Below are 26476 nucleotides of genomic sequence, written 5' to 3'. Positions count from 1 at the left end.
ACCGCCCCCATGAGCATCACCCCGCGGATGTTCCCCCTGCACCCCGGGTTGTCATCCCGCCACGGAACGGCCCAACGCACAGCCCAGGCCACACCCGTGGCCTGTCCGCCCAGGTCCGCCAGATTGGCCCGCGCCCACGGCGGCGAGCTGACGGTGGAAGCGCCTCCCGTGGGCCCCGGCGCGCGCTTCATGCTGCGCCTGCCCATGGCCCAGGTGCCGCGGGCTCCCACGTCCTCCCCTTGAAGCCTACCCCGCCCAGGCCGCTAACCTCACGGGCATGGAAGCGATGCAGCGAAACGAGTCGGCGCCCCCGCGCCGGGCGTGGCTGCCATGGGGCCTGCTGGTGAGCGCGGTGCTGCTCGCCACGACAGGGGCCTGGGCGGGTTCGCGCTCCATCTCCGCCCTGGTGGAACGCAACGACGCGCTGACACGCGAGGCGGCCGAGTCCGAGGCCCGCGTGGCCGAGCTCCAGGCCCTGCGCGAGGCCATGTCGCGCCGGCTGCGCACGCTGGAGCAGCAGCACCACGCCGCCTATGCCGCCGCGGTGACGGCCACCGCCGCGTGCACCACGGCGCTCCAGCCGCCGCCCGCGCCGGGCAAGCCCGAACCCCGGCGCCTGGCCAAGGCCAAGAAGCAGGGCCGGCGCTGACGGCGCGTGGCCCCCACGTCCACACCCCCTGAGAGGGTGTGGCCCCCCAGGCAACAGGGCCCACCGCCAACCCCGCGAAACCGCGGGCCAGAGTGTCCGGCCCGCGACGTGCTACCGCCGGAGCCACCGAGTCCCTTTTCGCTCCGAGGTCCACGCTCCATGTCGCCCTTCGCGCTTCGCCCCTCCTCGCGCTCCCTGCGGGCCGCGCTCCTGTTCCTGACCGCGCTGCTGCTTCCCCAAGCCCCGGCCCGGGCGGAGCCCGGCATCCGCATCCTGAACTCGCTCCGCGCCGAGGAGCTGGCCTTCAACGCGCTCACCAGCAACCGGGCCGCACTGGACGCCCTCACCGAGATGCCGCTGCACTCGGAGACGTTCGTCTTCGACGGCCGGCTCAAGCACGCGCTGGAGCACCCCCCTGCCCGGAACGTGATGGCGTACCTCACCGAGTGCGCGCTGCCGCCCGGCGCCGCCGTGGAGTGGACCAGCCGCGCCGGCGACACGTACACCTTCAAGGGCGAGGTGGGGCTGTGCCCCGAGTGGGAGAAGGACAAGCCGAGCCAGGCCTGCCTGGGCTACGTGACGGCCTGTCTCCTGGCGCGCAACAACGCCTTCGGCCGCCGCGTGATGGTGTCCATGCGCGGCGAGGACCCGAGCGAGCCCCGGCGCTTCAACCCCTCGGGCGCCCGCCAGGAGTGGAGCCCCATGTTCCTGCCCTGCGCGTCGGGTGAGGCGGGGCTCCATGCCGAGTGCGGCTGGCTGGGGGAGAACGTGGGCACCTGCAACCCGGGCGACAAGGTGACGGTGGCCGCGGGCGCGCCCCACCCGGCCACGTGCACGGGCCAGCTGGGCCGCATCTTCGGAGACCGGGTGCTGCGCGTGTGCGAGGACCCGCGGGGCTGCGCCTGGGAGGACCGTCTGGCGGACACGCTCGGCAACCCCTGCGGCGGAATCGAGCCCAGCGTCGAGTTCAAGTGCCCCGCGAGCGGCCGATACAGCGTCATGTCCGCGCCCTACAGCCGCGCCGCGATTCCGGGCTCGTGGGTGGCCCCGGTGGCCACCTCCGGCACCTACCCGGCCGGGCCCTTCGGCGCGTACACGTTCCGGGAGGGCGCCTTCTACGGGAACATGTTCGACTCGCGCGGCCTGACGGTGGAGGTCGTCCTCAATCAGGACACCCTCCAGCCCAAGCTCGTCAACCTGCGCTTCAAGGGCGTGGTCCATGACAACGTCCACGCCTGCCACGGCCGGGACTGGGTGGACGGCGACAGCCACCTGCGCTCGCGCATCTGCGCCAACGCCGACATCGGCGGTGAGCGCATCGCCGGCTGCATGGCCCGCGCGGCGGGCCCATGCGAGCCGGGCAGCTACAACCCCCGCCCCGCCCGCTGCAAGGTGAACGACGGCACCGCGGTGTGGGGGGACGGCGACTTCGAGGGTTGCATGGACGAGGCCGGCGTCCAGCACCCCGAGCCCATCACCGTGTACCTGCGCTCGCCCTGCGAAGCGACTTCCCCCAAGGAGCAGACCACCTGCGGGGTGACGTGTGACTACTCCGAGCTCCCTCCCAAGTGCTCGGACACGTGCAAGCTCAAGAAGTCCCCGGGCCAGTGCCTCCAGACGGACGCGTGCCTGAACAACCCCAAGTACTGCCCGGCACCACCGCAACAGTGAGGCGAATTGAATAAAGCAGGCCGCCAGGCGTCCAGGTCTCCGGCGGCCGCATCCCCGGCCCATCGTCAGGAGCTGACCCGTGTTCCCAATCCGGACCCTGCTGTGTGCCCTTCTCGCGCTCGCGCTGGGCCTGGGTCCCACGGCGGCGGAGGCCCGCTTCGGCAAGCGCTCGCGGCCGTCCCAGAGCGACTCGAACCGGGACAGGGATGACAAGGAGCACGGGGCCTCCGCCATCGGCTCGGACGACGACGATGACGACGACGCGCCCCGCCGCTCCTCCCGGCGGCGCTCCTCGAGCAACCGGCGGCACGTGAGTGGCGGCTCGAGCACGGCGACGGTGAGCTGGCTCTCCTACCTCTTCATCACCGGCAACCACCGGATGGGCGTGTCGCCGGAGCTGCGCGGAGAGCGCCACGCGGCGGCGCTGTCCTTCCGCGTGGGCATCCAGGGAGGGCCGCTCAACGAAGGGGGCGGCGGCGCCGACCTGTTCCTCGGGCTGGAAGGCCGGCGCTTCGGCGTGGACCTGCGGCTGACGGGCCTGGGCCTGCCTACGGATGACGGGACGAGCGGTTCGGATTCCATCACCCTGACGCAGTCGCACCTCACCTGGGCGCTCATCTCCCACGAGCGTGCCCGCCTGCGCGCGGAGGCCGGTGTCAGCACGGCCCACGCGCCGGACATCACCTTCGTCGGCCCCAGCTTCGGCGCCTCCCTGGAGGCCTGCATCGCCGGCCCCCTGGACCTGGAGGCGCGCCTGCAGGTGACGCCCTTCCCCTACCGGCAGGTGGACGCGAACGCCGCACTGGCGTTGAAGCTGGGCGCGGTGGTGCTGCGCGGCGGCTACCGCGGCATGGTGCTGGACGACGCCGGCTACGTGGATGGCGTCTCCCACGTCGACACCTTCCACGGCCCCTTCCTGGGCCTGGGCCTCACCTACTGACGTCCGCGGAAGTCCTCACGCCCGCGTCCGCGCGCAGCCCGCGCTCACGCGGGCGTCTTCACCGCGCCGCTGGCCACCGGGCAGTGCCGCCGCGTCGCCTCCAGCAGCATCTCCAGTCTCACGGGCTTGCGCAACACCCCCACCGCGCCAGACGGCAACGGCCCGGCCTCCGCCGTCATCACCACCACCCGCGTCCCGGCGAAGCGCTCATCGGACCGCAGCCGCTCGAGCAGACCTCGCCCGTCCACGCGCGGAATCTCCCAGTCGAGCAGCACCAGACAGGCGGACTCCAGCGCCGCGAGCACGCGAAGCGCCTCCACGGCGTTGATGGCCATGGACACCTCGAAGCCCTCGTCATGCAGCGCTTCCGCCATGGCCCCCCGAACGTCCGGGTCATCCTCCACAATCAGGACCTGCGGCTGCACCACGGGATGAGTCACACCCGGCACCCTAGTCCCTCCTTCGCGCCCAGGCACGAGCGACTTCGCCGCATTCCGCTCACTGTCAAAGCATGAGCATCTGCCGGGCCCGCGCATGCAGATATTACAGCACGCCAAAGGCCGCCGCGGCCCCTCCGGGCCCGCGAGCCAAACAGCCCCCTGCACAGGCGCGCGGCGCGAGCTTCCACCGGGTGGCATTCGCAGCGACGACGAACCAGCGCGGTGTCGGGCGCCACACAGCACACGCTGGTGGACGACTCCTCGCGCCTGGAGGCCCATGGTCCCTGGGGAGGGAAGTCGGTTGAATCCGCCCGCCCCCGAAATCCCCACGAGGAGTGGACCTTGCCCGCATCCAAGGCCGTGCTGTGCGCCGCGCTCGCGGTCTGTGCCCTGCTGGGCACCTTCCCCGCGCAGGCGCGCTTCGGCAAGCGAGACACCGCCTCGTCTTCGTCCTCGTCACGGAGCACGTCCCGCCAGGCCTCTTCATCCCAGGAGTCACGCGGCGCCCGAGCCCATCCCGCGTCCGCCATTGGCCAGCCCCACGAGGGCTCGCATGGCAACCGCCGCACGCACCCGGCCTCCGCCGTTGGCCGCGAGCGCACGCCCCGGGGTGACGACGCGCCCCGGCGGCGCGCCATGCGCGTGCGCCGGCCACCACCGGCCGCCATCGTCGCGGGGGCCGTCATCGGCGCAACCCACCCGGGCTTTGCCGCCGCGCGGCCCGCCCAGCGGGTGGTGCGCGAGCCCGAGGACACGGTGCCGCTGCTGGTGCGCATGGGCGTGCAGGGAGACTTGCTGGGCGACGCCGGGGCCATGGGGCTCTTCATGGCCATGGATGGCCGCCATCTGGGCCTGGACGCGCGCATCACCGGCATGTCGCTGCCCGCGATGGATGGCTCGGATGCCACCGACCGCATCACCCTGCTGAGCGCGCACGCCTCCGCGGCGCTGTGGGCGGGGGAGCGGGGCCGGCTGCGACTGGAGGGCGGCGTCGCCAGCGCGCATGCGCCGGACATCCTCTTCGTGGGCCCCAGCTTCGCCGCGTCCGTGGAGGCCTGCATCGGCTCCTCGCCGGTGGACCTCGAGGCCCGCATCCAGGCGGTGCCCTTCCCGCACCGTCAGGTGGATGCCCAGGCCGGCCTGGCCGTGCACGTGGGTTCGCTCCACCTGCGCGGCGGCTGGCGGGCCCTCTACCTCAACGACGCCGGGCACACGACCGGGGAGAAGCAAATCGAACGGCTCACCGGCCCGTACCTGGGGCTGGGCCTCACGTTCTGACGCCTCGGGTGGTGCTGGCCGGAGCCCCCTCTCTCACGGGCCCCAGCCAGCCGCCCGTCGCGCGCTACTCCTCGGACGCCGCGGCCATGGGCGCCGAACCACCGCCCAGCTCCGCCACGTTGGACGTCGCAGGCGCGGTGCCACGCTTGGCGCCGCGCCGCTTGGGCGGAGGCGCCAGCCGCGGCTGCGTGCCGAACAGGCGCTCGTACGTCTCCGGCGTGTTGATGTTCACCACCACGCCCGGGTCCTTCACCGGCACGCGGCGCACCTTCATCGTCGCCAGCGCGGGCTCCAGCTGCTGGCCCTCCGCGGCGCGCAGCCGCTCCGCCCCACTCCGTGAGAGCACCAGTGGCCAGCCGGGCGCGCCCTCGAACTCCGGGCGCAGCAGCTCATCCGCGTCCCCCGCCATCTTCAGGAGCGACTTGAGCGTGGACGCGCGCAGCGCCGGCATGTCCACCGGATGCAGCAACACCACGTCCGCGCCCGCCTCCAGCGCGGCGTCCAGCCCCGCCTTTATCGACAGGAGGGGCCCTTCCTGCCACCGCTCCGCTTCCACCAGCTCCATCCCCGGATGCTGCTCGCGCACCGCCTCGGAGTCCTTCCCCACCACGCCAAGCACCATGGAACCCGCCTTGCCAAAGGTGGATGCCAGGGACTGGAGGAAGCTCTTGCCTCCCTCGTGCTCGATAAGCGCCTTGGGGTGGCCCATCCGCCGGGCCTCACCCGCAGCGAGGATGATCGCCACTGCCTTCATGCCAGCCTCCTCCGCCCCCATGAATGAACGCCGCAGGCCCGGGGGCCTCCTCTCAAAGGCTGTGGCGTCCGCGTGGGATTGCAGCCCACCCCTGGGTCCCAGCCGTCAGCCAGACGCCAGTCACTCCGGACGGGTGTTCGCTGGATGAGCATCCAGCCAGGCGCTCCGTCCCCTATCCGTCATCCGAAACGCCGTGCCCTGTCGTGGGGCTCCCGCAGGAATTTCGAAGCCGCAGAAGGGCTCCGGGACGGAACCGGGGTCGCCCTGGAGCGCCATGGCGGATGCCTCCCCGCGCTCAACGTGGCCATCCTCGCCGCCAGGTGCACCAGCTCCGGCGCGGACTTCCGCTCCCAGGCCGTGTCCTCCGGACGCGGCGTGCGAAGCGGAGCGCGCCCTTCTGACACCGCTGCAACCTTGCACCGCCAGACACCTGCGCACACTGGGGCGCCTTGAGGCACACCCTGGGCGTCTGGCTACGGTGCCCTCCGTTCAGCCACTCGGGAGGTCGCGACATGACGGAGTCCACGCAACACGGCCAGGCACAGCACGGACGACCCTGGGTGCCCTGGCTGGTGACGGCGTTGGTGGTGCTGATGTCGGGCGGCGTGATGTATCTGGCGCACCGCGGAACGAGCCAGGCCGAGGCATTGGCGGAGCAGTCCCGCCAGTCCGCGGTGGAGGCCGCCACGCGGGCGCGTGACGCGGAGGCCGCGCGGCTGCAGCTGGAGCAGAAGTTGGCGGCGCTGGAAGCCGAGCGCACCCAGCTCGCCACGGAGAAAGAGCAGCTCAGCTCGGAGAAGGAACAGCTCAGCCAGACGGTGCAGGAGCAGGAGGCGGAGCTGGCGAAGCTGAAGGCCACCTACGACGACCTGCAGGACAAGATGAAGGCGGAGATCGCCGATGGCGCCATCCGCCTGTCCCAGGCCGAGGGCCGCATCCAGGTGGACCTGGTGGACAAGGTGCTGTTCGACTCCGGCGACGCGAGCATCAGCGCGCGCGGCCAGGAGGTGCTGACGCGGCTGGGCAGCGTGCTGGCCAAGGTGGAGGACAAGTCCATCCAGGTGTCGGGCCACACGGATGACTCGCCCCCGTCGCAGAAGCTGCAGAGCACCTTCCCGTCCAACTGGGAGCTGTCCGTGGCGCGCGCGGTGAACGTGGTGCGCTTCCTCCAGGACACTGGCGGCGTGCCCGCGCGTCGGCTGGTGGCGGCGGGCTACGGGCAGATGCGGCCGGTGTCCACCAACGCGACCCCGCAGGGCCGCGCGCGCAACCGGCGCATCGAGGTGCTCCTCATGCCGGACCTGCCCTCCAAGCGCACGCCGGCCGCCGCCGTCCAGCGCGCGGTCGCAGGTGGCACCGCGGCCAAGGCCCAGGCGAAGCCCGCGCGCGGGGCGAAGTAGCCGCGCGCCGCAGGCCTCGCCTTTCCGCTACTGCTTCTCCACCGACTCCAGCAGCTTGCGGAAGGCCTTCTCCGAAGCGGCCACCGTCTTCTCCGGGCCCGTCAGCTTGAAGAAGACGGCGCCCTGGGCGCCCTCGACGATGGCGCCCAGCAGCCGGAAGCCGGGCTTGGGCGTCGAGGGGCCCATCATCGGCCCGCCGCCCGTGTACGTGCCCTTCACGTCCACCGTCGTCAACGGCATGCCGTTGACCTTCTCCGCCTTCGTCTTCGACTTCTCCTGGGGAATGGGCTTGCCGTCCGCCGTCTGGAACTGGCCCACCCAGCGCTTCACGTTGGCGTCCACCGCGCCGCCCTGGCCCTGGCCGAAGTAGAAGACGGCCAGCTCCGCGCCCTCCGTGTCGCCCTTCGCCGCGGGAATCTTGTACGTCGCCGCGCGCATCGGCCGAGCCCCCTGCACCGCCCAGTCCGCGGGCGCCGTCCACTTCAGGCCCCCCGCCTCCTCCGCATGCGCCACCACGGCAACGGCCACCACCAGCACACCCAATAGTCGGTTCATGCGCGGCAGCGTAACCGCCCGGGGCCCACTGCGCAGCGTGTCAACGACCGCCCGTCTCACAACCTCGCACGCGCCATCACAAGTGACACGACGCGTCAAGTCCCTTGTCTTCCTGCCAACCCATGGACGTGGTACGCCACGGACGTTTCCAGTCCAGTCATCCCAACCCAGGACTTGGAGGGGGTTGTACCCATGAGAAAGGTGTTGTTCCTCGGGGCCTTTGCCCTGGGCGCCTCGGCCTGTACTCCCGATATCGCCCAGGATCCGCCGCGGAGCCCCGAAGACTCCGTCGTCGCGGAGTTCGATCCGACCGGGTCTCCGCCCGTCGTCCCGTCTCCCAACGACCTGGCCATCGTCAACGGTCTGGTCAACGCGCCCATCAACCCTCAGGCCTCTCCCGCGGAGCAGGAGTTCACGCGCGACTACGTGAACACGCTCAACGGCTTCCCGACCACGGTCACCGCGACCACCCGCATCCGGGGCCTGGAGGCGGGAACGGTCAACGCGAACACGGTGAAGGTCATCGACGTGTACGCGGGTACGCCGCTGGCGAAGCCGGCGACGCCCAGCTACATCGGGTACAACGAGGAAACCAACCTCGTCACCATCATCCCCCCGCTGCCCGGAGGCTGGCCCAAGGGTGGCCGCTACGCCGTGGCCATCATCGGCGGTGAGAACGGCGTGAAGACGACGGATGGCAAGCCGGTCATCCCGTCCGCCACGTGGGCCTTCGCCAGCTCCACCGAGCCGCTGGTCACCTGCGACGACCTGGATGCGCCCAACTGCCAGACGGCCACCGAGCTCATCCCCTCCACGGAGACGGAGCCCGCCGCCCGCCTGGCGGACCAGACGGCCAGCGCCCTGCGGCTGGAGCAGCTGCGCCGCGGCTACGCGCCCATCCTGAAGGAGGTGTCCGAGCAGTTCAGCGTGAAGCGCGAGGACATCGTCCTCCTGTGGACCTTCTCCATCATGGACCACCCGGAGGCCACCTTCGATCCGGGCAACGGCGTCGTCCCCTTCCCCAATGACCTGCTGCGCAACCCCGCAACCGGGCAGCTGGCCCTGCCGGTGCCCCCCGAGGCCGGCCCTGCGCAGAACCTCATCCTGGGTCTCAACACCCTGGACGGCTGGTCCACCACCGCGCCCATCGTGTCGGAGAACGGCGCGAAACGCGGCGCCATCGACACGGGCTCCCTGCTGGACGCGAACACCGTGCGCCTGAAGATCGGCTTCACGCCGGACGACGAGACGGAGCCGAAGACCACGCTGCGCTTCGTCAAGCTGACCAACCCCACCTCGGGCACCAACCCCCAGGTGAAGGTGTGCTTCAACTGCGAGCCCGTCGTGGAGGGCCTGACGCCGACGCCGAACTCGCCGCAGCAGCTCCAGATTGTCCCGGAGGTGCCGCTGGACGAGGCCACCCGGTATGGCGTGGTGATGCTGCGCGGCATGAAGGACACGATGGGCCGCACCGTGGCGCCCACCGCCGCGCAGGCGCTGATGCGCATGGCCAACCCGCTGGTGGACGCCAACGGCAAGAGCCAGGTGGCCGCCGTTCCTGACACGCTCGCCCAGGACCTGGAGCCGGTGCGTGAGGGCATGAAGCCGCTGTTCGACAGCCTGGAGGCCGCGGGCATTCCGCGCAAGGACATCAACCTGGCGTGGGCCTTCACCACCCAGAGCACCCGCTCCATCCTCGAGCGGCTGAACGTGGCCCCCACGCCGGTGCCCGCCGACCCCGTCTACCTGGTGGACCAGACGGCCACCATCAAGGGCACGATGGACGCCCTGACGCTGGAGAACAACGCGGTGGGCCGTGTCTTCATCGGCGCGTACCACTCTCCCTTCCTCCTGGATGACGCACAGGGCACGCTCAACCGCGCCACGGCGCGCATCGACCGCGTCCCGTTCATGCTCTTCACGCCCGCGGGCACGGTGCCCGCGGACGGCTACCCGGTGGTCATCTACGGCCATGGGCTGACGGGCAACCGCACCAACATCATGACGGTGGCCAACAACTTCAACGCGGCGGGCTACGCCGTGGCGGCCATCGACACCGTGTTCCACGGTGAGCGCGCCAGCTGCGCCGGCATCAGCGAGAACGCCCCGGTCATCATCGACGCGAACCGTGATGGCGTCCCCGAGCTCACCATCACCACGCCGGACGCGGCCTGTGACGACGGCGACACCTGCGACGTGACGGCGGGCAGCCTCACCTTCGGCCGCTGCGTGTCGAACAACCAGCCGGCCTGCAACGTGGGGCCGACCGCGTCGCCGCACGGTGACCTGTTCTGCTCCAGCCAGGGCCTGGGCCGCTGCGTGGCCGCGCCGAATAGCCCCACCGGCACCTGCGAGGGCGGCGACTTCGCCCGCCCGGGTACCAATCAGCCGCCGTACGTCTCCGGCGCGGGCTTCCTGAACCTGGTCAACCTGTTCGCCACCCGCGACAACTTCCGCCACCACGTGGTGGACTTTGCCCAGCTGGTGCGCGCGCTGGACACCGACACCCTCAACGGCCGCCTGGTTGCCGCGGGCGCCGGTACGCTGAACACCAGCCAGTTCAGCTACGTGGGCCAGAGCCTGGGCGGCATCCAGGGCGTCCTGTCCGCCTCCGTGTCCCCTGTCGTGGGCCGCACGGCGCTCAACACGGTGGGCGGTGACCTGGTGGACATCCTCCTGACGGCCACGGACCCGGCGTTCGTGCGGTACCGCTCAGGCTTCTTCCAAACCCTGGAAGGCATCGGCCGCGCCCCGGGCACGCCGGAGTTCTATGAGTTCATCACCCTGGCGCGCACCATCCTGGACCCGGCCTCGCCCCGCAACTACGGCAAGTACCTGGAGCACTGGCCCAAGGACGATTCCAAGCCGTCGCTCCCCGAAAACCGCAATGCGTTCATCCAGTACATCGCGGGTGACATGGTCATCCCCAACGCGGTGACCGAAGGCCTCATCAGCGCGGCCAACCGCCCGCTGGTCGGCGTCTCCGAGCCCCCCACGGTGCAGACGTACCTGGCGAAGGACGGGATGGGCCTGCCGACGGACGTGCGTCACGCGTTCTTCGGCATCGTGGACCCGTCGCTGGACCCCAGCTCGGCGGCCAGCCAGTTCCTCCGGTCCGTGCGCAACACCGCGCAGAACCAGGTCATCCAGTTCCTGAACACGGGCGTCGCGTCGCCCACCCCGTAACGGCCTCCAGAGAGAGAACGAACCAACATGAAGAAGACACTCTCCCTCATCACGTTGCTCGCCGCCGGGACGACCCAGGCCGCGGGCTTCCAGGTCAACACCCAGAGCGCACGCTCCTCGGGCATGGCCAACGCGGCGGCGGCGTGGCTGGATGACTCGTCCGCCATCTACTCCAACGCGGCCAACATCCTGGGCGTGGAGAAGCTGGACGTCACCGCGGGCGTCACCGGCATCCTCCCCAGCCTGCAGTTCACCCCCACGGATGGCCTGGTGCAGGGGCAGAAGACGACGCTGTCCCCGCCGCCGCACGTGTTCGCCGTGTACAAAATCACGGACTCGCTGGCGGCCGGCGTGGGCTTCTACACGCCGTTCGGCGCGAGCAGCCGGTGGAAAGACGGGTTCGTGGGCCGCTTCCGCGCCCAGGAGTCCGCGCTGTCCATCTACAACATCAACCCCACGGTGGCGTACCAGCTGCACGACCGCTTCCGCGTGGGCGCGGGCCTGAACATCACCCGCGGCACGCTGGAGCTGAAGCGCGCCCTGGGCTTCGTCACCAGCGAGGGCCAGGTGCACCTGGGCGGCGCGGGCTGGGGCTTTGGCTTCAACGCCGGCGTCCAGGCCGTGGTGGTCCCGAAGCTCGTCACGTTGGGCGTGCAGTACCGCAGCCCCATCAGCATGACGTTCAAGGGCGACGCGGACTTCCAGAACGTGCCGCCGGCCTTCCAGGGCCGCCTGCCGGACACCCGCGTGGAGGGTGACGTCAAGCTGCCGCAGTCGGTGGTGGCGGGCATCGCCGTCACGCCGCTGGACCGCCTGACGATTGCGTTCGACGCCAACTGGGTGGGCTGGTCCAGCTTCCCGGAGCTCGCCATCGAGTTCCCGGACAACCCGGCCATCAACAACCCGCTGCCGAAGAACTGGCGCTCGACGTGGAACTTCCACCTGGGCGGTGAGTACGGCATCACCGACGCGCTGCAGGTGCGCGCCGGCGTGCTGCTGGACCCGGCGCCCAGCCCGGATGACACGCTGACGCCGGACCTGCCGGACGCGGACCGCTTCGGCGTGTCGGCGGGCGTGGGCTACAGCTTCGGCGCCGTGCGCGTCGACGCGGCCTACCAGTTCGTCACCCTGTCCGACAAGAACAGCACCGCGCCGGGCATGACGGGTACCTACAACGGCACGGCCCAGGTGTTCGGCCTGACGCTCGGCTACTCCATGTAGTCTTCCGGCACCGTCCGGACCTCACCGCGCCCGGGTCTCCTCACGGAGGCCCGGGCGTTGTGTTTCCAGCGCCAGCCCTTCGCATCAGACGCGCAGGTCTCCGTCGTGCAACACCCGCCCGGAGGCCAGCGCCTGCGCCGTGCGCTGGAGCCGCTCCGTGCCCATGCGCATCAACTGGCCCTTGAGACCTGGCTGACTGAGCAGGTGCTTCTGGAAGGCGTCGCGCTCCAGCCGCAGGACCACACCCGCCACGTCCGCGCGCACCGTGGCGGACACCGGCTTGTCCAGCAGCAGGGAGATTTCACCGAAGACGTCGCCCTCGCGCAGCGCGGACAGCGCCACGCGCCGTCCATGCGGTTGCTCCAGCCACGGCGTGCAGCGCCCACGCAGCAGCACGTAGAAGGCGTCTCCCGGCTGTCCCTGCGTCATCAGCGCCTCGCCCGCGGCAACGGAGCGCAGCTCGAAGTCGCGCGACACCGCGGCCTTCTGCGCGGGCGATAGCTGATTGAAGAGCGGGTTGCTGCGCAGCAGGTTCTCCACCATCCGCCGCCGGTAGAAGGCGTCCACCACCGCCGTCACGTCCGGGTGCCGCGCCGCCACCGCCTCCATGTGCTGACGCGTGAGTTCCAGCAGCACCGCGCGCTCGGTGGCCACCACGGTGGCGAGCCTGGGCCCCTCGGAGATGAGCGCCAGCTCTCCGAAGAAGTCCCCGGGCGTCACGGTGCCCACGCTCCGCCGTTGGCCGTCCTCCAGCGCGCGCACCACATCCGCGCGGCCCTCTACCAGGGCGAACATGGAGGCGCCCGGCATCCCCTCCTCCACCACCGTGTGCCCCGGAAAGAAGGCGCGCACCTGGAGCACCTCGAGCAGCGCGACGAAGGTCTCCCGGCTCACCTGCGAGAGGATGGGCAGCCCGGTGGCGCCCTCCTCCGCGACATGCGCCCGGGTGGCCTCCACGGGCACCGCCGCGCTCGGCGGCAGGGCGAAGCGCTCCGCCAGCACGCGCGCGGTGCGCACGAGCGCGGCCTGGGACGCGCCCAGTCGAGGCAAGGCCACACACGCGGCCACCGCGCGCAGGGGCTGGCCCGCCTTCGTCCAAGCCAGCGCGGCCTCCTGGTACGCGGCGACAGCGTCCGCGGGACGGCCGAGCCACTCCAGCAGCTCCGCCACCTTCTGACGCACCTCCGCGTCGTCCGGGGCGTCCTTCACCACGCCCTGGTATTCCGCCAGGGCCTCCTCCAACCGGCCCTCGCTGGCGAGCTGGACGGCCCGCTGCCTGTCCGCGCCGTGCACGTGCGCCATGGCCGTCTCCCCTGCTACGCGCTGAGCGCGCGCACGCGCTCCGCGAGCTTTTCCGTGAAGAGGCGGAGGATGCGCAGCGCGGCTGCCTCGTGCGTGTCCAGGTAGTGCTGGAAGTCCACGCGCGTCACCCGCAGGGCCCGCACGTCCGTGCGCGCGCACACCTGCGCGGACGTGTCTCCGTCCAGGATGAGGGAGACTTCGCCGATGAAGGCTCCAGGCCCCAGCGTGTTGAGCAACCGGGCGCCGGGCCCCGGACCGGCGAGCACGTCCACCGTCCCCTCCAACAGCACCAGCAGCCCCGAGCCGGGCGCGCCCTTCTCCAGCACCGTGGCCCCCTGCGCGAACTGCACCGGCCGCGCCAGTTGGTAGAGGTCCTTCATGTCCACCAGGGACAATTCGCCGAAGAGGGGAATGGCCTTGAGGTATTCGTAGCCGTCCGGCGGCGGCGGTGGCGGCGCGCGGGCGGGCTCCACCGACGGACCGCCATTCAGGTTCAGGTGACGCAGCAGGCGCGTGTGCTCCGCCTGGAGCGCGATGTCCCCCCGAAGCTCCGGCTCCTGGAGCGCATCCGCCAGCAGCACCAGCGCCCGCCACGACTCCCCCTGCGCGTCCAGCAGCGCGCTCATCCGCAGCACCGCCTCACGCCGCGCCACCGCGATGTCCGGAGACACGGCACGCAGGGACTCCAGCTCCGCGTGCGGGTTGCCCAGCTCGCGGTACACCGCGGCGGCCTCCATGGGACGGCGCAGCCGGGTGAGACAGCGGGCCATGGCCTCGCGCGCCTGCAGCGACTCGTACAGCGACAGCGCCCGCTCCAGCGCGCCGCCGCGCTCGAAGGCCGCCGCCGCCCGGGCCGGTTCACCCGCGCGCAGCCACGCCTCCGCGGCCGGGAGCAGCGCGCCCGCCTGCTCGTGGAGCTGTGCGACTTCGGCCGCGGCGCCATCCACCTCCAGCACCCGCGCGGCGCCAGCGAAGTCACGCGCCCGCCGCAGCACCGACACCAGGGTGACGCGAGCGGACGCGGACGCGCGCGAGGACTCCTCCAGCACGACGTCCCGCTGCGACGCCGCCAGGGCCTCGTAGATGCGGACGGCCACGTCCACCGTCCCCTGCGCCACCGCCTCCCAGAAGGGCCGCGTGCCCATGCTGGCGGGCAGCTCGTCACCGTGCCCCGGCTCCACCGTGGAACGCGCCATGCCGTGAACTCCCCCAGGCACCCCTGGGCCCACCCCCTGGGCTCTCCACGTGCCGGATTGGCGCCGTGCGTAGCAGACCCCATGAAGGGAGGCGAGCGTCCTCGCGAGGCAGGCGTCTTCCACATGGAAGACGCCGCCCCAAGCCTCGTTCAGTCCACCTTCGTCGGGAACGGGTTGCGCTCGGCGAAGCCGCGCTGGTGCCAGTACGGGTAGGTGGGCGTCACCGCGCTGGCCGCGTCGAGCCGGGCCACCTGGTCCGGGGTGAGGTTCCACCCCACCGCGCCCAGGTTCTGCCTGAGCTGCTCCTCGTTGCGCGCGCCGATGACGATGGTGGACACGGAGGGGCGCTGGAGCAGCCAGTTGATGGCGACCTGGGGCACCGTCTTCCCCGTCTCCGCTGCGACGGCATCGAGCGCGTCCACCACACGGAAGAGGTACTCCTCGGAGAGAGGCGGCGCCCCCTGGGCGTTGAGCGAGGACTGCATGCGGGAGCCCTCGGGCCGGGGCTGTCCCCGGCGAATCTTCCCCGTCAGCCGCGCCCAGCCGAGCGGGCTCCACACGACGGTGCCCACCTTCTGGTCCAGGGCGAGGGGCATCAGCTCCCATTCGAACTCCCGGCTCACCAGCGAATAGTAGGCCTGATGCGCCACGTGCCGCGCGAGGCCGTATTTCTCCGAGGTGGCGAGCGACTTCATCAGGTGCCAGCCGGAGAAGTTCGACGCGCCGATGTAGCGAATCTTCCCGGCGCGCACGAGGTCGTCGAGCGCCCGCAGCACCTCCTCGACGGGCGTGAGCGCGTCGAAGGCGTGCAGTTGGTAGAGGTCGATGTAGTCGGTGCCCAGCCGCTTCAGGCTGGCCTCCACCGCGCGGGTGATGTGGAAGCGCGAGGAGCCCACGTCGTTCGGCCCCTCACCCGAGCGGAAGGTGCCCTTCGTGGAGAGGATGACCTTCTCCCGGCGACCGGAGATGGCCTTGCCGAGAATCTCCTCCGCCAGGCCGCCCGAGTAGTTGTCCGCGCTGTCGAACATGTTCAGCCCGGCCTCCAGGCTGATGTCGACCAGGCGCGTGGCCTCCTCGACCCCGCTGCTGCCCCACACCTTGAAGAAGTCCCCCTGGCCTCCAAAGGTCCCTGTCCCGAGCGTCAACACCGGGACCTTGAAGCCAGAGCCACCGAGCTGCCGATATTCCATTCCCATAGAGGGGCCTCCTGGTAACGGGCGCGCCCCAGGGGCTCAATCGGAATGCGCGACCCGGGGCGCGATTCCCCCCGCTATGTTCCAACGCAGTGAACGTTAACGTGGGGGCCGGCACGTTCTCCCGGAGTCCATTGGAATGAAGTCGCGCATCACGGTTGCCTGGAGCACCGTCGCGTCCCTCCTGGCCGTGCTGCCTGGAGCGGCGGCGCATGCCCACGCCGGCCTCCCGGAGACGTCCAACATCACCCTCCGCCGAGGCCACCCCCAGGACTTCTTCTCCGGGACGACGTTCGGCGCGGTCATCTCCCGTGACAGCGGCAAGACCTGGCGCTGGGTGTGTCCGGATGCCATGGGGTATGGCGGATGGCGCCCGGAGGCCTACCTCTGGCGGGAGACCGGCGACATCCTCGCCGCCACCGGCAGCGCCCTGCTGCACTCCCCGGATGAAGGCTGCTCCTGGCGCACGCATCCCTTCTTCAAGTCGACCTGGGTGACGGGGCTGGCGGCCCACCCCACCGATGACCGTGTCTTCCATGCCGTCACCGGACGGCCCGGCATCGCCAACGGCCTGTACCTCTCCGACGACGGCGGAGAGACGTGGACCGCCTCGCCGCTGCTGCGCACGGGGCTGGAGCTGAACGCGGTCCGCGTGTCCCCGGTGGACCCCCGCCGCCTCTACGTGTCAGGCGTCTCCAACAACCAGATGGTGGTGCTGCGCAGCGACGACGCGGGCGACACCTGGCAGGAGTTCCCCCACGCGCTCCCAGAGCTGCTGCGGCCCTACGCGCTGACCGTGGTGGCGGTGGACCCCGTCGCCGTGGATGTCGTGTGGGTGCGCGTCTCCGCGCAGGGCTACACGCACCTGCTGCGCAGCGATGACGGGGGCCGCACGCTGACGCAGGTGACGGTGCTGGATGACACGTTCATCAACATGGACCTGTCCTCCGACGGCGGCACCGCCTGGGTGGGCACCCTCAACTACTTCTTCATGGGCTCCAGCACCGGCCCGCTGGAGAAGCAGCCCCTGCCCACCGGCAACGCGTGCGTGCTGCGCGACGGCGAGACGCTCTACGGCTGCGGCTCCACCTGGCTGCACGACTGGGCCCTGGCGCGCAGCACGGACCAGGGGCGCACGTGGGAGCACATCTTCGCGCTGTACGAAATCCAGGGCACGCAGCTGTGCCCACGCGGAACCCCTGTGCGGGACCTCTGCCCGGCCCGCTGGCCGCAGCTCGCGGAGCAACTGGGCGCTCCGCTCTACCCGGATGGTGGCGTCGAGGAGCCGCCACCGCCGCCGGATGCGGGGACCCCGGACGCGGGCACGCCCGACGCGGGGCAACAGCCGCCCGAGCAGCGCCCACCCGAGCCGAAGTCCGGTGGCTGCGCCGCCGCAACGGGCCCCACCCTGCCCCTGCTGTTGTTGCTGTCCTCCCTCCTCCCGAGGCGCCGTGGCCCACGGCGTCCACATCGATAGGCTTCTGATGACACTCCCGATTCGAAAGCGGCGGTGGGCCCCCTGCGCGGCCGTGCTGCTGATGCTGGGCACCGCCTGCGACGGCGAGGACGCACCACGGGACGAAGCGTGCGGCGAACCCCTCTACGGCGGCGAGGCCACCGACGAGGCGTGGCGCACCTTCGTCGACGCGCAAGGCCGGCCCACGGACAGCTCCCAGGCGGTGACGCTGGAGTCCCCCGTCCCGGGCCAGACCTATGCGATGGACGCGGCGCCGCCCACGTGGCGTTGGACGTCTCCGCTGGCCTCCCGGCTTCCTTCGCGCGAGACGCCCCGCTCCATGCTGGCGTGGCTGGGCAACCTGCTGCTGCCGTCCGCCCAGGCACATCTGCCGCCCGTCACCGGCGACTTCTACTGGGTGCAGGTCACCGTGCCCGGGCGGCGATGTCCGGTGGAGCTGCTGACGTCGAACATGGAGTGGCAGCTCGACGCGGCGACCTGGGACGTGCTGCGTGCCGCCCCGGGTCAGGACCTCCGCGTCCAGGTGACCAGCGCCTACCTGGTCCAGAACCGGCTGCGTGAAGGTCCGTACCGACTGGAGTCACCACGCACCATCCGCGTGGAGGATTCGCGATGAGCCACCGGACACCGTGGTGGATGCCCGCGCTGGCGCTGCTGATGGCCGGCTGTGATGAGAACTCGGCGCGGGTGGTGGGCGTGGCGCCACCGGACGGGCTGGACTACGCGCACGAGGAGCCCTGGCGGGAAGGAACGTTCATTCCGCCGCCGGGCCCCGGCGGACGCATCCTGGTCACCAACAGCCTGGATGACACCCTCAGCCTGGTGGAGCTGGCCACCGTGGGCACGCCGGACTTCCGTGAGCTGGCGCGCGTGCCAGTGGGGCTCAACCCGGTGGAGCTGGAGGGGCCGCACCACACCGCCGTGTCGCCCGCGGGGGACTTCTATTACGTCGGCATCTCCAACTACGTGCCAGGGGGTGGCTCGGGGCCGCATGGTGCCCACGGCACGGGCGCGGATGACGGCTACTGCCTGAAGCTGGACGCGCGCGACAACCGGATCGTGGGCTCGGTGCGGGTGAATCCCAATCCTGGTGACGTCATCATCAGCGCGGATGGGAGCACGCTGTACCAGACGCACTTCGACACGCTGAAGATTGCCGAGATGGCGCGCCAGGGCCGCCCCGAGTCGGACATGAACGCGAACCTGGCCATCATCGACGCGAGGACCATGACCCGAAAGGCCATGGTGGAGGTGTGCCCCGCGCCGCACGCGGTGCGTCTGTCCGCCGACGAGCGCACGGCCTACATCGCCTGCTGGTCGGACGAGGTGGCCATCGTCGACCTCGCGGAGGCGAACACGCCGGTGACGCGGGTGAAGGTGGTGGCAGCGGGCTCGGGCGGCGCGGTGGCGCCCCGGCACCAGCCCTACGCGCTGACGCAGTCCCCCACCACGGGCGAGGTCTGGGTCAGCTCCACGGCCAGCCGGCAGGTGCACGTGCTCAATCCCCAGACGCGCACCATGATGCACGAGCGCGCCGTGCCGCTGCGCGGGCCGCCGATGTTCGGCGCGTTCACCGCGGACGGGCGCACGCTGTACATGCCCTACCAGTTGGTGGACGCGCTGGCCGTCATCGACCCGGAGACAGGCACCGTGCTGCGCGAGGTGCAGCTGGCGGACGCCGGCTGTCTCAACGTGCATCAAATCGCGCTGACGCCCGACGAGCGCATCGGCCTGGTCGTCTGCGAAGGCGACCACGTGGCGCCGGGCACGTTGCACGCGGTGGACCTGACGGAAGGCACGGTGGTGGGCACGGTGGAGGTGGGCATCTTCCCGGACTCGGTGAGCATCCTGCGAGGGCAGCCATGAAGCGCGCGACATGGAGTGTGGTGGCGCTGCTGGCCCTGGCGCTGACCGGCTGCGACGACAGCGGCGATGGCCGCGTGCCGGCGGCGGAGTACGGCGAGGTGCTGTTCAACGACTCACGGCTGTCGGAGAGCGGCTTCAACAGCTTCTCGTGCGCGACATGCCACGCGACGACGCCCACTGCGCCAGCGGGGCGGATGGACTCCGGCTACACGCTGTATGACTCGGCGTTCCGGGAGAGCTGGTGGGGCGGCTTCGAGACGCGCCTGCTGGACGCGGTGAACTTCTGCTACGTCAACTTCATGCGGGGTGTGACGCCGCTTCCGAAGGACTCGCCGCAGAGCCGGGCGCTGTACGAATACCTGGTGAGCATCAGCCCGAGCCCGTCCGCGCCGGCCCGTCCCCTCACGGTGGTGAAGGACATCGTCGAAGTCACGCGCGGTGACGTGACGCGCGGACAGCAGGTCTACGTGGAGGCCTGCCAGAGCTGCCACGGCGAGCCCCACACCGGCGCGGGCCGGCTGACCGAGCTGGCGTCGATTCTGCCGGAGGTGACGAACGACTACGACGCGCTGTTCCCCGGCGTGCCCAAGTCACTGGTCGTCATCGAGAAGGTGAGGCACGGCCAGTTCTTCGGTGTCGGGGGCAACATGCCGCTCTACAGCCTGGAGTCCCTGTCTGACGAGGACCTGGGTGCATTGCTGGCATTCCTGGCTTTGTGACGGGACCTGCGTGTTCCGGTGGAGCCCACGGGCCACCGGACATAACCTCGCCGCGGACACACACGTGGGAGCGAGAATGGGGTTCTGGGGCAGGCTTTTCGGGAGGAAGACACCAGCGGCCGGCGAGGTTCCTCCCGGCTCCTCCAAGGCCTGGGCGGTGGAGCCGCGCGAAGCGCTGATGCGGCAGGTGGAGGCCCTGCTGCGCGCCGACCCGGCGGTGGAGAAGGTGGAGCGGCGCACGCAGGACTACGGCCTGGACATCACCCGCGCCGGAAGTGACGGCACCTTCTTCCTGGACAACCTCTTCGCGGACACGCGCGAGCTGCCGCCCGAGCAACGCGTCCAGCTCATCCAGCGCTACCTGCGCGCGCTGTGGCAGGAGTCGCCGGATTCGCTCCACTGGGAGCAGGCCCGCGAGCTGCTCCTGCCCGTGCTGCGCGCGTCCACCTTCGGCATGTCGCTGCAGAAGCCGGCGGAGGCGGACCGGGAGATGGTGGGGCGGCGGACACTGCCCTTCCTGCGCGAGCTGCTGGTGATGGACCTGCCGGAGTCCGCCATGTTCGTCCAGCGCCGGCACCTGGAGACCTGGGGCGTCACCGAGGACGAAGCCTTCACGGCGGCCCACGCGAACCTGGCCCGGCTCCCGGACGAAGGCGTGGAGCTCTACGACGAGGAGCACGGCCCGCTATGGACGGTGGAGACGCGCGATACCTATGAGACGTCCCGGCTGCTGCGCCCGGGGTTCCTCGCGTCCTTCGCCAGTCGCGTGGAGGGCCGGCCCATCGCCATCCTCCCGGAGCGCTCCACCCTGCTCATCGGTGGCGACGCGCGTCCGGAGCTGGTGGCACGGCTGACCGAGAGCGCAGAGCGGGAGTACGCGGCCGCGTCCCGATGCCTGACGCCCGCCCTGTACACGGTGGACGACGCGGGACGCGTGGTGCCCTACGTGCACCCCGGTCAGGACGTGCTGGCGAACCGGGTGCGGCTGGCCCACGTCCGACTGGCGCTGGCGGAGTACAGCGCCCAGAAGGAGGAGCTCGACGCGCTCCATGCGGAACAGGAGGTGGACCTGTTCGTCGCCAGCTACAGCGCGACGGCGCGCAAGCGGGACGAGTTCCCCATCTCCTGGTGTGTCTGGTCGCACGACGTGGACACCCTGCTGCCGGAGGCGGACATGGTCGCCGTGCGCCCCGCGGCGGAAGGTGATGAGTTCTTCACCGTGCCGTGGCGGGAGGTGCAGCGCATCGCGGGCCGTTGTCTCACGCCGGTGCCGGAGCTGTGGCCGCCGCGCTACCGCACCACGGAGCAACCATCCCCGGAGATGGTGAAGCAACTTCGCGCCGCGCAGGTCACCTTCGAGGATTACCAGGCACCCTGAGTCGGAGGACCGCACGATGCTCGCTTGCGTGGACGTGGACTACCGCCCCGAACTCACCGTGGCCGCGTGCGTGCTGTTCCGAAATTGGGCGGATGCGAACGAAGCCTCGCACCTGGTGGAGCATGGGCCAGCCGCCGCGCCTTACGAGCCCGGGCAGTTCTACCGCCGCGAGTTGCCACACCTGCTCCGGGTGCTAGCGCGGGTGGAGGTGCCACTGGAGGCCATCATCGTGGATGGCTATGTGTGGCTCGGCGAGGACCGGCCCGGCCTGGGGGCGCACCTGTACGAAGCGCTCAACCGGGAGGTGCCCGTCATCGGCGTGGCGAAGACGGCCTATGTCACCACCGGGCCCTCTGTGCCCGTGCTGAGGGGGAAGAGCCTGCGGCCGTTGTTCGTCGGAGCAGCGGGTATGGACGCGGCCACAGCGGCGGAGCACATCCGGCGAATGCATGGGGCATCTCGCACGCCCACGATGTTGAACCGGGTGGACCGGCTCTGCCGCATGTCCTGAGCGGGGCGGCGAAGCCAAACCCCCGACATTTCCGAACAGCGACTGTCGCCTCTCCGCCCGGGGAGCAACCATCCTCCTGGAATCCTTGCGCCAGGGGGCTTACCTTTGACAGTGGATGTCCTCGCACCCGACCTCACAGCTGGGCTTGTTCGACACGGCGGCGCCCGAGCGCGCGGACGTGGAGGCGGAGCTGCGCGTGGGCACCAGCGTGCAGCGTCGGCTTCCGGCGCGTGAGGAAGCGCGGCCACTGGCAGCGGAGCGGCCTGTAAGCACTGGCGTGCAGCGCCGACATCCCTCGGGTGATGAAGCGTTGCCACTGGCGACGGAGCGGCGCGCGACCACCGGCGTGGAGGACCGGCGTCCCGTGCACGAGCGTGATGAAGCGTTGCCACTGGCGACGGAGCAGCGCGCGAGCGGCGTGCCGGAAAGCCGACTCCCCGCGCGCGAGGAAGCCCTGCCGCTGGCGGCGGACCTGGCACGGCGGTTGTCTTCGATTCTTGGCTTGCCGGTTCACCTACGGCTGACGGATAACCGGGCCACTCTGGTGAGCTTCCGCCGGGGTGAGGAGGGGCTGCGGCTGCGCATCCACCACCTCTTCCTGGGAGCACCGGACGCGGTGGTGCAGGCCATGGCGGCCTATGCGGGCCGGGCGGATGCGCAGGCGGGCGAGGTGCTGGAGTCCTACGCGCACGCGCACAACGAGCGCGTCCGCAGGGAGCGACGGCCGGGAAAGCCGCTACGCACGCGGGGCCGCTGCTTCGACCTGCAGGCCATCTTCACGCGGCTCAACGCGAGCTGGTTCGACGGCCGGGTGCAGGTGGACGTGGGCTGGGCGCGCAAGCCGGCGGGCACGAAGCGTCGCAGCATCCACGTGGGCGGCTATGACGCGCGGCTACGCGAGATTCGAATCCACCCGGCGCTGGACCGGCCGCATGTGCCCGCCTTCGTGGTGGACTACCTCGTCTTCCACGCGATGCTGCACGCGGACCTCGACGACGGAACGGGCAACGAGGGCCGCTGCGCACCCGAGCACACGTCGGCCTTCCGCGAGCGCGAAGCCCTGTTCCCGCTGCGTGACACAGCCCAGCGCTGGCTGGGCGACAATCACGCCTCCCTGCTGCGCGGCCGATAGCGAGGAGGCGGCTGGCACGGGCCGCGCTACTTCTGCACGGAGAGAATGACCCACGTAGCCGTATCCACGGCGTACACGACGGGAACGTCCGAGAGAGATGGCCCTTCCATGTCGCGGCATGCGTCCGGCCGGGCCAAGAAGCTGACGAAGACCACGGCATTCGCCCCAGGAACAGCCGTCACGTCGTAGGTCTGGCGCTGGGAGGCACAAACCTCCGTGGGCGTAGCGCCTCGACGCGGCTTCGCCCCCAACGGAAGAAAGTCCTCCATTGCGAATGCGATGGCAGCGGCAATCGCGCCTGGCAGGACGTGCTGCCCATCGGTGGGAAGCACAACGGGAAATCGGTACCGCGCGGCTTCTTCAGGCGGCATCTTCACGGGCCGAGGCGCGGGCCGAAACAACGCACAGCCTGGAAGCAACGCCAAGCAGAGCGGAACGAATAGCCAACATTCAATCTGCGACCCTATGAACCTCGACCGCATTCCCATACACATATGACGCCCATAGATAGCGCAGGCCTGTCCCCGCGTGACACAGCCCAGCGCTGAATGGGCGACAGGCTGACGTCCCCCCCCCGTGCGCCGGAACAGTAGCGGCGATGGGCCTTGCCGATGCATGCTCGGGGAATGCGTTACTTCAGCGTGGAAGAAGCCAACCGGCTGGTGCCGCTGTTGACGCGCACCTTCGAGCGGGTCCGCCCATGGGTGGAGCGTGCCCAGCAGCTCGCGGACGAGCTGGGCGCCGCGCCCAGGCCCAACGACCCCAGCCTGGCCTCCCTGCGCGACGAGCGTGACACCCTCCTCGAGCGCATCCGCGGCGAGCTCCTCCAGCTCCAGGAGATGGGCCTGGAAATCAAGGGCGCGGACGGCCTCGTGGACTTCCGCGCGAACCGGGGCGGAGAGCAGGTCTACCTGTGCTGGCGCTTCGGAGACCCCGCCGTCTCCCACTGGCACGCCCTGCTCGAAGGTTTCGCGGGACGGCGTCCCATCGAAAGCCCGGACGACTTCGCCCCCACGTACCTCAGCTAGCCGCCCCGCCGCCGAAGCTCTTCTGCAACAGCGACATCTTGTTCCGCGCCGACAACAGCTGCTGACGCAGGGAGTCCGCCTGCCGCGCCACGTCGAGGAACGCCTGCTCCTCCGCGGCCTGTGCCAGCGAATGGGCCTCGTCCGCCACCAGGGACATCCGCTCCTGGAGCGCCTGGAAGGTCCCCGCCAGCGCGGCGTTCTCCTCCGGCGTCTTCGCCGCCTGCCGCTGCTGCGCGAACTGCTGCATCTGCACGTTCAGCTCGCCCGCGTTCTGTCCCAGGGCGCCGTAGCGCACGAGCAGGTCCTTGAAGACCTCGGTGCGCCGCTGGAGCTCCTGCGCACGCAGGTGGATGGCCTCGGCCTGCGCCTGCTGCCGATCTCTCACCTTCGAGATGGCCCCCACCAGCGCCGTCACCCGCCCCCGGAGCTGCTCGTCCAGGTCCGCCAGCCCCTGCAGCATCGCCGACGCGCGCTCCAGGTGCTTCTCGGATTGAAGTGGCGCCTTCTCGAGCTGCTCGGCCTGGGACTCAAAGCGCGCCAACTCCGCGTCGAGTGCCCGGGCGGCAACCACCAGCTCGGAGTCCTGAAGCTTGTCACGCTTGCTCATCGTGGTCGGGACCATGGCATTTCCCAAGAGAAGACGCCGCACCCAAGCAAGCACCGAGCGCCCCCAAGCGTCTTCGGAACGACGTGGTAGCGCGCGAAGGAAGCAGGCGCCCCAGGTCGCCTGCTGGCCCGGCCGCCCGGCAACCCCTGGCCGTGAGGCTCGATGCGCCCACGGTGTGCTCGCCAGCGGCGTCCGTCATCCCCAACTTCCGGACATCTGACGTCACGAGGTGCACACATGCCCATGGGTTTCTCACGCTCCGTGCTCGTTACCGGCGCCACTGGCCAGCAGGGGGGTGCCGTCGCACGGAAGCTCTTGCAGCGCGGCCACCGCGTCACCGCCTTCATCCACCACGCGGACTCCCCCACCGCCCGCGAGCTCGAGTCGCTCGGCGCCGAGCTGGTCGTCGGGGACTACGACGACCTGGACGCCATCGCCCAAGCGGCCCAGGACATGGACACCATGTTCGCCACCGCCACGCCCTTTGGCCCGGGCGGCGTGCAGGCGGAGGTCCGCCACGGGAAGAACCTGGCGGACGCGGCCCGGCTCGCGCGCGTACAGCACTACGTCTACTCGTCGGTGGCCGGAGCGGACCGCCTGACGGGCATCCCCCACTTCGACAGCAAGCACCGCATCGAGATGCACGTGCGCGGCAGCGGCCTGCCCTACACCATCCTCGGCCCCACCTTCTTCATGGAGAACTTCACCAGCGGCATGTTCGAAGAGGGGCTGAAGGCGGGCGTGCTCGCCATGGGCCTGTGGCCCACGCGCGGCCTGCAGATGGTGGCCCTGGAGGACCTCGCGGCCTTCTCCGTCCGCGTCATGGAGGAGCCGGAGCGCTTCGAGGAACAACGCATCGAGGTGGCCTCCGACGAGGTGACGGGCCAGCAGGCCGCCGGGCTGCTGTCCATGGTGAGCGGCCACCGCATCCACTACGAGCAGCTTCCCCTGGACTACATCCGCGAGCGCAGCGAGGACCTGGCCGCCATGTACGAGTGGCTGGACCGCAAGGGCTACCAGGCGGACGTCCTCACGCTGCGGCACCGCTTCCCGGAGGTCCGCTGGCACACCTTCGAGGACTGGGCGCGCGGACAGGACTGGAGCGCCCTGACTTCTCCCGCGTGGCCCCATGCCGCCGCGGAGCCCGTCTCCCCATGAGCCCCCAAGGCCCGGCGCGGCGGGCCGTCCTTCAGTGAAGCGTCGGCGAGACGTCCCGCATGGACGCGCGAGGGAAGCCCTCCAACAACGACGCCTCGTCGGACACCCCCAGCTCGCGCCGCAGCGTCGGGCCGTCCATGGGCAGACCGAAGAGCGCCGCCGTGGGCACCCAGTCCAGGGCCGCGGCCACCAGGGGCCCCAGGCCCACGAGCGCCACCGCCGCGCCTCGCGACGTCCCTGCCGCCAGACCGCCCACCACCATCCCAGCGCCCGTCACGATGCGGAGCCACCGCCCCGGCCGCGACGCCAAGAAACCAACGACCATGTGCACCTCCCAGGGGCGAAGATGGCCACGTCCTGGCGGGCGGCCACCCGGGCCAGAGCCCCGCACGGGTGGAACGCCGGGCAGCCAGGCAGGCACCCACGGGCGCCCTGACCGGGCGCCTGCTCGCCGTGCATCTCACGCGGGCTTCGCCGGTGCGGCGCCCCGCCTGTCCGCTGCCAGCTTGCGGGGTGAAAGCCAGCTTTCGCGCACGGGGCTCCACGGACCGCCCTGGGGGAGGCAACCATGTTCAGTCGTTCGGAAATCCACAAGGGGATGAAGGTGCGCGGCAACGACGGGCACGTTCTCGGACGCATCATCGAGATGAAGGGGGATGAGCTCATCGTGGAGAAGGGCCTCATCCGCCGGCATGACTTCGCGGTGGCCCTGGCGGACGTGCGTGAAGTCGTGGGCGGAGAAGTCGTGCTCAATCACGGGCGGGACAGCCTCTTCTCCGCGCCCCGGGAAGTCCCGCCCACGAAGCACTGACGAC

General features: G+C 70.7%; 26 protein-coding genes. 18 read left to right on the top strand and 8 right to left on the bottom strand.

Annotation, left to right across the window (positions count from 1 at the left end; all coding sequences use genetic code 11):
* Positions 1-123 precede the first annotated feature (123 nt).
* From BLU09_RS38535 to BLU09_RS36095, 4 genes are all read left to right on the top strand, one after another.
* Entirely contained in the window at positions 124-243 is a 120-nt protein-coding gene (locus BLU09_RS38535; protein WP_143043258.1) for a HAMP domain-containing histidine kinase, read from the top strand.
* 43 nt (positions 244-286) lie between these two features.
* A complete protein-coding gene (locus tag BLU09_RS36105) occupies positions 287-649 on the top strand; it encodes a hypothetical protein (protein ID WP_225909612.1) in 363 nt (120 codons plus the stop codon).
* 159 nt (positions 650-808) lie between these two features.
* Positions 809-2320, top strand: a complete 1512-nt coding sequence (locus BLU09_RS36100; protein WP_244172333.1) for a hypothetical protein — start codon at positions 809-811, stop codon at positions 2318-2320.
* Positions 2321-2399: 79 nt separating this feature from the next.
* Positions 2400-3260 (top strand): hypothetical protein, encoded by an 861-nt coding sequence (locus BLU09_RS36095; RefSeq protein ID WP_090495689.1) that lies wholly within the window; start codon positions 2400-2402, stop codon positions 3258-3260.
* A gap of 44 nt (positions 3261-3304) precedes the next feature.
* Here the strand turns inward: BLU09_RS36095 and BLU09_RS36090 are convergent, their stop codons facing one another.
* Positions 3305-3709: a response regulator gene (locus tag BLU09_RS36090; RefSeq protein ID WP_090495688.1), complete on the bottom strand. Its 405-nt coding sequence runs from the start codon at positions 3707-3709 to the stop codon at positions 3305-3307.
* A gap of 333 nt (positions 3710-4042) precedes the next feature.
* Between BLU09_RS36090 and BLU09_RS36085 the strand changes: the two genes are divergently transcribed.
* On the top strand, positions 4043-4978 hold the full coding sequence (locus BLU09_RS36085) for a hypothetical protein (protein WP_244172332.1): 936 nt from the start codon (positions 4043-4045) through the stop codon (positions 4976-4978).
* 64 nt (positions 4979-5042) lie between these two features.
* On the opposite strand, the gene BLU09_RS36080 is transcribed toward BLU09_RS36085, so the two are convergent.
* Positions 5043-5732 (bottom strand): nucleotidyltransferase family protein, encoded by a 690-nt coding sequence (locus BLU09_RS36080; RefSeq protein ID WP_163884419.1) that lies wholly within the window; start codon positions 5730-5732, stop codon positions 5043-5045.
* 512 nt (positions 5733-6244) lie between these two features.
* On the opposite strand from BLU09_RS36080, the gene BLU09_RS36075 reads away from it, so the two are divergent.
* Positions 6245-7132 (top strand): OmpA/MotB family protein, encoded by an 888-nt coding sequence (locus tag BLU09_RS36075; RefSeq protein WP_090495685.1) that lies wholly within the window; start codon positions 6245-6247, stop codon positions 7130-7132.
* A 27-nt stretch (positions 7133-7159) separates the two neighbouring features.
* Here BLU09_RS36075 and BLU09_RS36070 read toward each other — a convergent pair whose 3' ends face one another.
* Complete coding sequence (locus BLU09_RS36070; RefSeq protein ID WP_244172330.1) at positions 7160-7687, bottom strand: hypothetical protein; 528 nt, start codon at positions 7685-7687, stop codon at positions 7160-7162.
* A gap of 192 nt (positions 7688-7879) precedes the next feature.
* Here BLU09_RS36070 and BLU09_RS36065 point away from each other — a divergent pair, with 192 nt between their 5' ends.
* On the top strand, positions 7880-10873 hold the full coding sequence (locus tag BLU09_RS36065; RefSeq protein WP_090495684.1) for a hypothetical protein: 2994 nt from the start codon (positions 7880-7882) through the stop codon (positions 10871-10873).
* Between the two features lie 27 nt (positions 10874-10900).
* Entirely contained in the window at positions 10901-12094 is a 1194-nt protein-coding gene (locus tag BLU09_RS36060) for an OmpP1/FadL family transporter (protein ID WP_090495683.1), read from the top strand.
* Positions 12095-12178: 84 nt separating this feature from the next.
* On the opposite strand, the gene BLU09_RS36055 is transcribed toward BLU09_RS36060, so the two are convergent.
* The 3 genes from BLU09_RS36055 to BLU09_RS36045 form a co-directional block, all read right to left on the bottom strand.
* Positions 12179-13396, bottom strand: a complete 1218-nt coding sequence (locus BLU09_RS36055; protein ID WP_090495682.1) for a cyclic nucleotide-binding domain-containing protein — start codon at positions 13394-13396, stop codon at positions 12179-12181.
* Between the two features lie 14 nt (positions 13397-13410).
* Positions 13411-14592, bottom strand: coding sequence for a cyclic nucleotide-binding domain-containing protein (locus tag BLU09_RS36050; protein ID WP_090495681.1), 1182 nt, complete (start codon positions 14590-14592; stop codon positions 13411-13413).
* 149 nt (positions 14593-14741) lie between these two features.
* A complete protein-coding gene (locus BLU09_RS36045) occupies positions 14742-15782 on the bottom strand; it encodes an aldo/keto reductase (protein WP_090495709.1) in 1041 nt (346 codons plus the stop codon).
* A gap of 142 nt (positions 15783-15924) precedes the next feature.
* Between BLU09_RS36045 and BLU09_RS36040 the strand changes: the two genes are divergently transcribed.
* The 8 genes from BLU09_RS36040 (at position 15925) to BLU09_RS36000 (ending at position 23896) form a co-directional block, all read left to right on the top strand.
* Complete coding sequence (locus tag BLU09_RS36040) at positions 15925-17262, top strand: WD40/YVTN/BNR-like repeat-containing protein (protein ID WP_090495680.1); 1338 nt, start codon at positions 15925-15927, stop codon at positions 17260-17262.
* A 7-nt stretch (positions 17263-17269) separates the two neighbouring features.
* Positions 17270-17878 carry a hypothetical protein gene (locus BLU09_RS36035; RefSeq protein WP_244172328.1) on the top strand — a complete coding sequence of 203 codons (609 nt, stop codon included), beginning with the start codon at positions 17270-17272 and terminating at the stop codon, positions 17876-17878.
* Complete coding sequence (locus BLU09_RS36030; protein ID WP_090495678.1) at positions 17875-19128, top strand: YncE family protein; 1254 nt, start codon at positions 17875-17877, stop codon at positions 19126-19128. The genes BLU09_RS36035 and BLU09_RS36030 overlap by 4 nt, the downstream gene beginning before the upstream one ends.
* Positions 19125-19847 (top strand): c-type cytochrome, encoded by a 723-nt coding sequence (locus tag BLU09_RS36025; protein WP_090495677.1) that lies wholly within the window; start codon positions 19125-19127, stop codon positions 19845-19847. Before BLU09_RS36030 ends, BLU09_RS36025 begins: the two co-directional genes overlap by 4 nt.
* Before the next feature lie 76 nt (positions 19848-19923).
* Entirely contained in the window at positions 19924-21225 is a 1302-nt protein-coding gene (locus BLU09_RS36020; RefSeq protein ID WP_244172326.1) for a DUF1444 family protein, read from the top strand.
* Positions 21226-21241: 16 nt separating this feature from the next.
* The gene (locus BLU09_RS36015) at positions 21242-21736 is read left to right on the top strand and encodes an endonuclease V (RefSeq protein WP_090495675.1); all 495 of its coding nucleotides are present in this window, start codon (positions 21242-21244) and stop codon (positions 21734-21736) included.
* Between the two features lie 115 nt (positions 21737-21851).
* Entirely contained in the window at positions 21852-22868 is a 1017-nt protein-coding gene (locus tag BLU09_RS36010; protein WP_090495674.1) for a hypothetical protein, read from the top strand.
* 626 nt (positions 22869-23494) lie between these two features.
* Positions 23495-23896, top strand: coding sequence for a DUF2203 domain-containing protein (locus BLU09_RS36000; RefSeq protein WP_167371227.1), 402 nt, complete (start codon positions 23495-23497; stop codon positions 23894-23896).
* Here the strand turns inward: BLU09_RS36000 and BLU09_RS35995 are convergent.
* On the bottom strand, positions 23889-24518 hold the full coding sequence (locus BLU09_RS35995; RefSeq protein ID WP_244172324.1) for a hypothetical protein: 630 nt from the start codon (positions 24516-24518) through the stop codon (positions 23889-23891). The genes BLU09_RS36000 and BLU09_RS35995 overlap by 8 nt on opposite strands.
* Before the next feature lie 222 nt (positions 24519-24740).
* Here BLU09_RS35995 and BLU09_RS35990 point away from each other — a divergent pair, with 222 nt between their 5' ends.
* Positions 24741-25661, top strand: coding sequence for an NmrA/HSCARG family protein (locus tag BLU09_RS35990; RefSeq protein WP_090495673.1), 921 nt, complete (start codon positions 24741-24743; stop codon positions 25659-25661).
* Between the two features lie 31 nt (positions 25662-25692).
* Here the strand turns inward: BLU09_RS35990 and BLU09_RS35985 are convergent, their stop codons facing one another.
* The gene (locus BLU09_RS35985; protein WP_228559447.1) at positions 25693-25986 is read right to left on the bottom strand and encodes a YgaP-like transmembrane domain; all 294 of its coding nucleotides are present in this window, start codon (positions 25984-25986) and stop codon (positions 25693-25695) included.
* A gap of 243 nt (positions 25987-26229) precedes the next feature.
* On the opposite strand from BLU09_RS35985, the gene BLU09_RS35980 reads away from it, so the two are divergent.
* Positions 26230-26472, top strand: a complete 243-nt coding sequence (locus BLU09_RS35980; RefSeq protein WP_090495672.1) for a DUF2171 domain-containing protein — start codon at positions 26230-26232, stop codon at positions 26470-26472.
* The last annotated feature ends 4 nt before the right edge of the window (positions 26473-26476 follow it).

Origin of the sequence: Myxococcus virescens (genome assembly GCF_900101905.1) — a bacterium.
Lineage (GTDB): Bacteria > Myxococcota > Myxococcia > Myxococcales > Myxococcaceae > Myxococcus > Myxococcus virescens.
Note: the sequence above shows the minus strand (reverse complement) of the source record. Positions and strands in the feature narration are given on the sequence as shown.

Bases quoted from the DNA above. Each gene is read 5' to 3' on its own strand.
- BLU09_RS36105 (WP_225909612.1), top strand. From the start codon at position 287: ATGCAGCGAAACGAGTCGGCGCCCCCGCGCCGGGCGTGGCTGCCATGG.
- BLU09_RS36100 (WP_244172333.1), top strand. From the start codon at position 809: ATGTCGCCCTTCGCGCTTCGCCCCTCCTCGCGCTCCCTGCGGGCCGCG.
- BLU09_RS36080 (WP_163884419.1), bottom strand. From the start codon at position 5,732: ATGAAGGCAGTGGCGATCATCCTCGCTGCGGGTGAGGCCCGGCGGATG.
- BLU09_RS36075 (WP_090495685.1), top strand. From the start codon at position 6,245: ATGACGGAGTCCACGCAACACGGCCAGGCACAGCACGGACGACCCTGG.
- BLU09_RS36070 (WP_244172330.1), bottom strand. From the start codon at position 7,687: ATGAACCGACTATTGGGTGTGCTGGTGGTGGCCGTTGCCGTGGTGGCG.
- BLU09_RS36065 (WP_090495684.1), top strand. From the start codon at position 7,880: ATGAGAAAGGTGTTGTTCCTCGGGGCCTTTGCCCTGGGCGCCTCGGCC.
- BLU09_RS36060 (WP_090495683.1), top strand. From the start codon at position 10,901: ATGAAGAAGACACTCTCCCTCATCACGTTGCTCGCCGCCGGGACGACC.
- BLU09_RS36055 (WP_090495682.1), bottom strand. From the start codon at position 13,396: ATGGCGCACGTGCACGGCGCGGACAGGCAGCGGGCCGTCCAGCTCGCC.
- BLU09_RS36050 (WP_090495681.1), bottom strand. From the start codon at position 14,592: ATGGCGCGTTCCACGGTGGAGCCGGGGCACGGTGACGAGCTGCCCGCC.
- BLU09_RS36045 (WP_090495709.1), bottom strand. From the start codon at position 15,782: ATGGAATATCGGCAGCTCGGTGGCTCTGGCTTCAAGGTCCCGGTGTTG.
- BLU09_RS36040 (WP_090495680.1), top strand. From the start codon at position 15,925: ATGAAGTCGCGCATCACGGTTGCCTGGAGCACCGTCGCGTCCCTCCTG.
- BLU09_RS36035 (WP_244172328.1), top strand. From the start codon at position 17,270: ATGACACTCCCGATTCGAAAGCGGCGGTGGGCCCCCTGCGCGGCCGTG.
- BLU09_RS36030 (WP_090495678.1), top strand. From the start codon at position 17,875: ATGAGCCACCGGACACCGTGGTGGATGCCCGCGCTGGCGCTGCTGATG.
- BLU09_RS36025 (WP_090495677.1), top strand. From the start codon at position 19,125: ATGAAGCGCGCGACATGGAGTGTGGTGGCGCTGCTGGCCCTGGCGCTG.
- BLU09_RS36020 (WP_244172326.1), top strand. From the start codon at position 19,924: ATGGGGTTCTGGGGCAGGCTTTTCGGGAGGAAGACACCAGCGGCCGGC.
- BLU09_RS36015 (WP_090495675.1), top strand. From the start codon at position 21,242: ATGCTCGCTTGCGTGGACGTGGACTACCGCCCCGAACTCACCGTGGCC.
- BLU09_RS36010 (WP_090495674.1), top strand. From the start codon at position 21,852: ATGTCCTCGCACCCGACCTCACAGCTGGGCTTGTTCGACACGGCGGCG.
- BLU09_RS36000 (WP_167371227.1), top strand. From the start codon at position 23,495: ATGCGTTACTTCAGCGTGGAAGAAGCCAACCGGCTGGTGCCGCTGTTG.
- BLU09_RS35995 (WP_244172324.1), bottom strand. From the start codon at position 24,518: ATGGTCCCGACCACGATGAGCAAGCGTGACAAGCTTCAGGACTCCGAG.
- BLU09_RS35990 (WP_090495673.1), top strand. From the start codon at position 24,741: ATGCCCATGGGTTTCTCACGCTCCGTGCTCGTTACCGGCGCCACTGGC.
- BLU09_RS35985 (WP_228559447.1), bottom strand. From the start codon at position 25,986: ATGGTCGTTGGTTTCTTGGCGTCGCGGCCGGGGCGGTGGCTCCGCATC.
- BLU09_RS35980 (WP_090495672.1), top strand. From the start codon at position 26,230: ATGTTCAGTCGTTCGGAAATCCACAAGGGGATGAAGGTGCGCGGCAAC.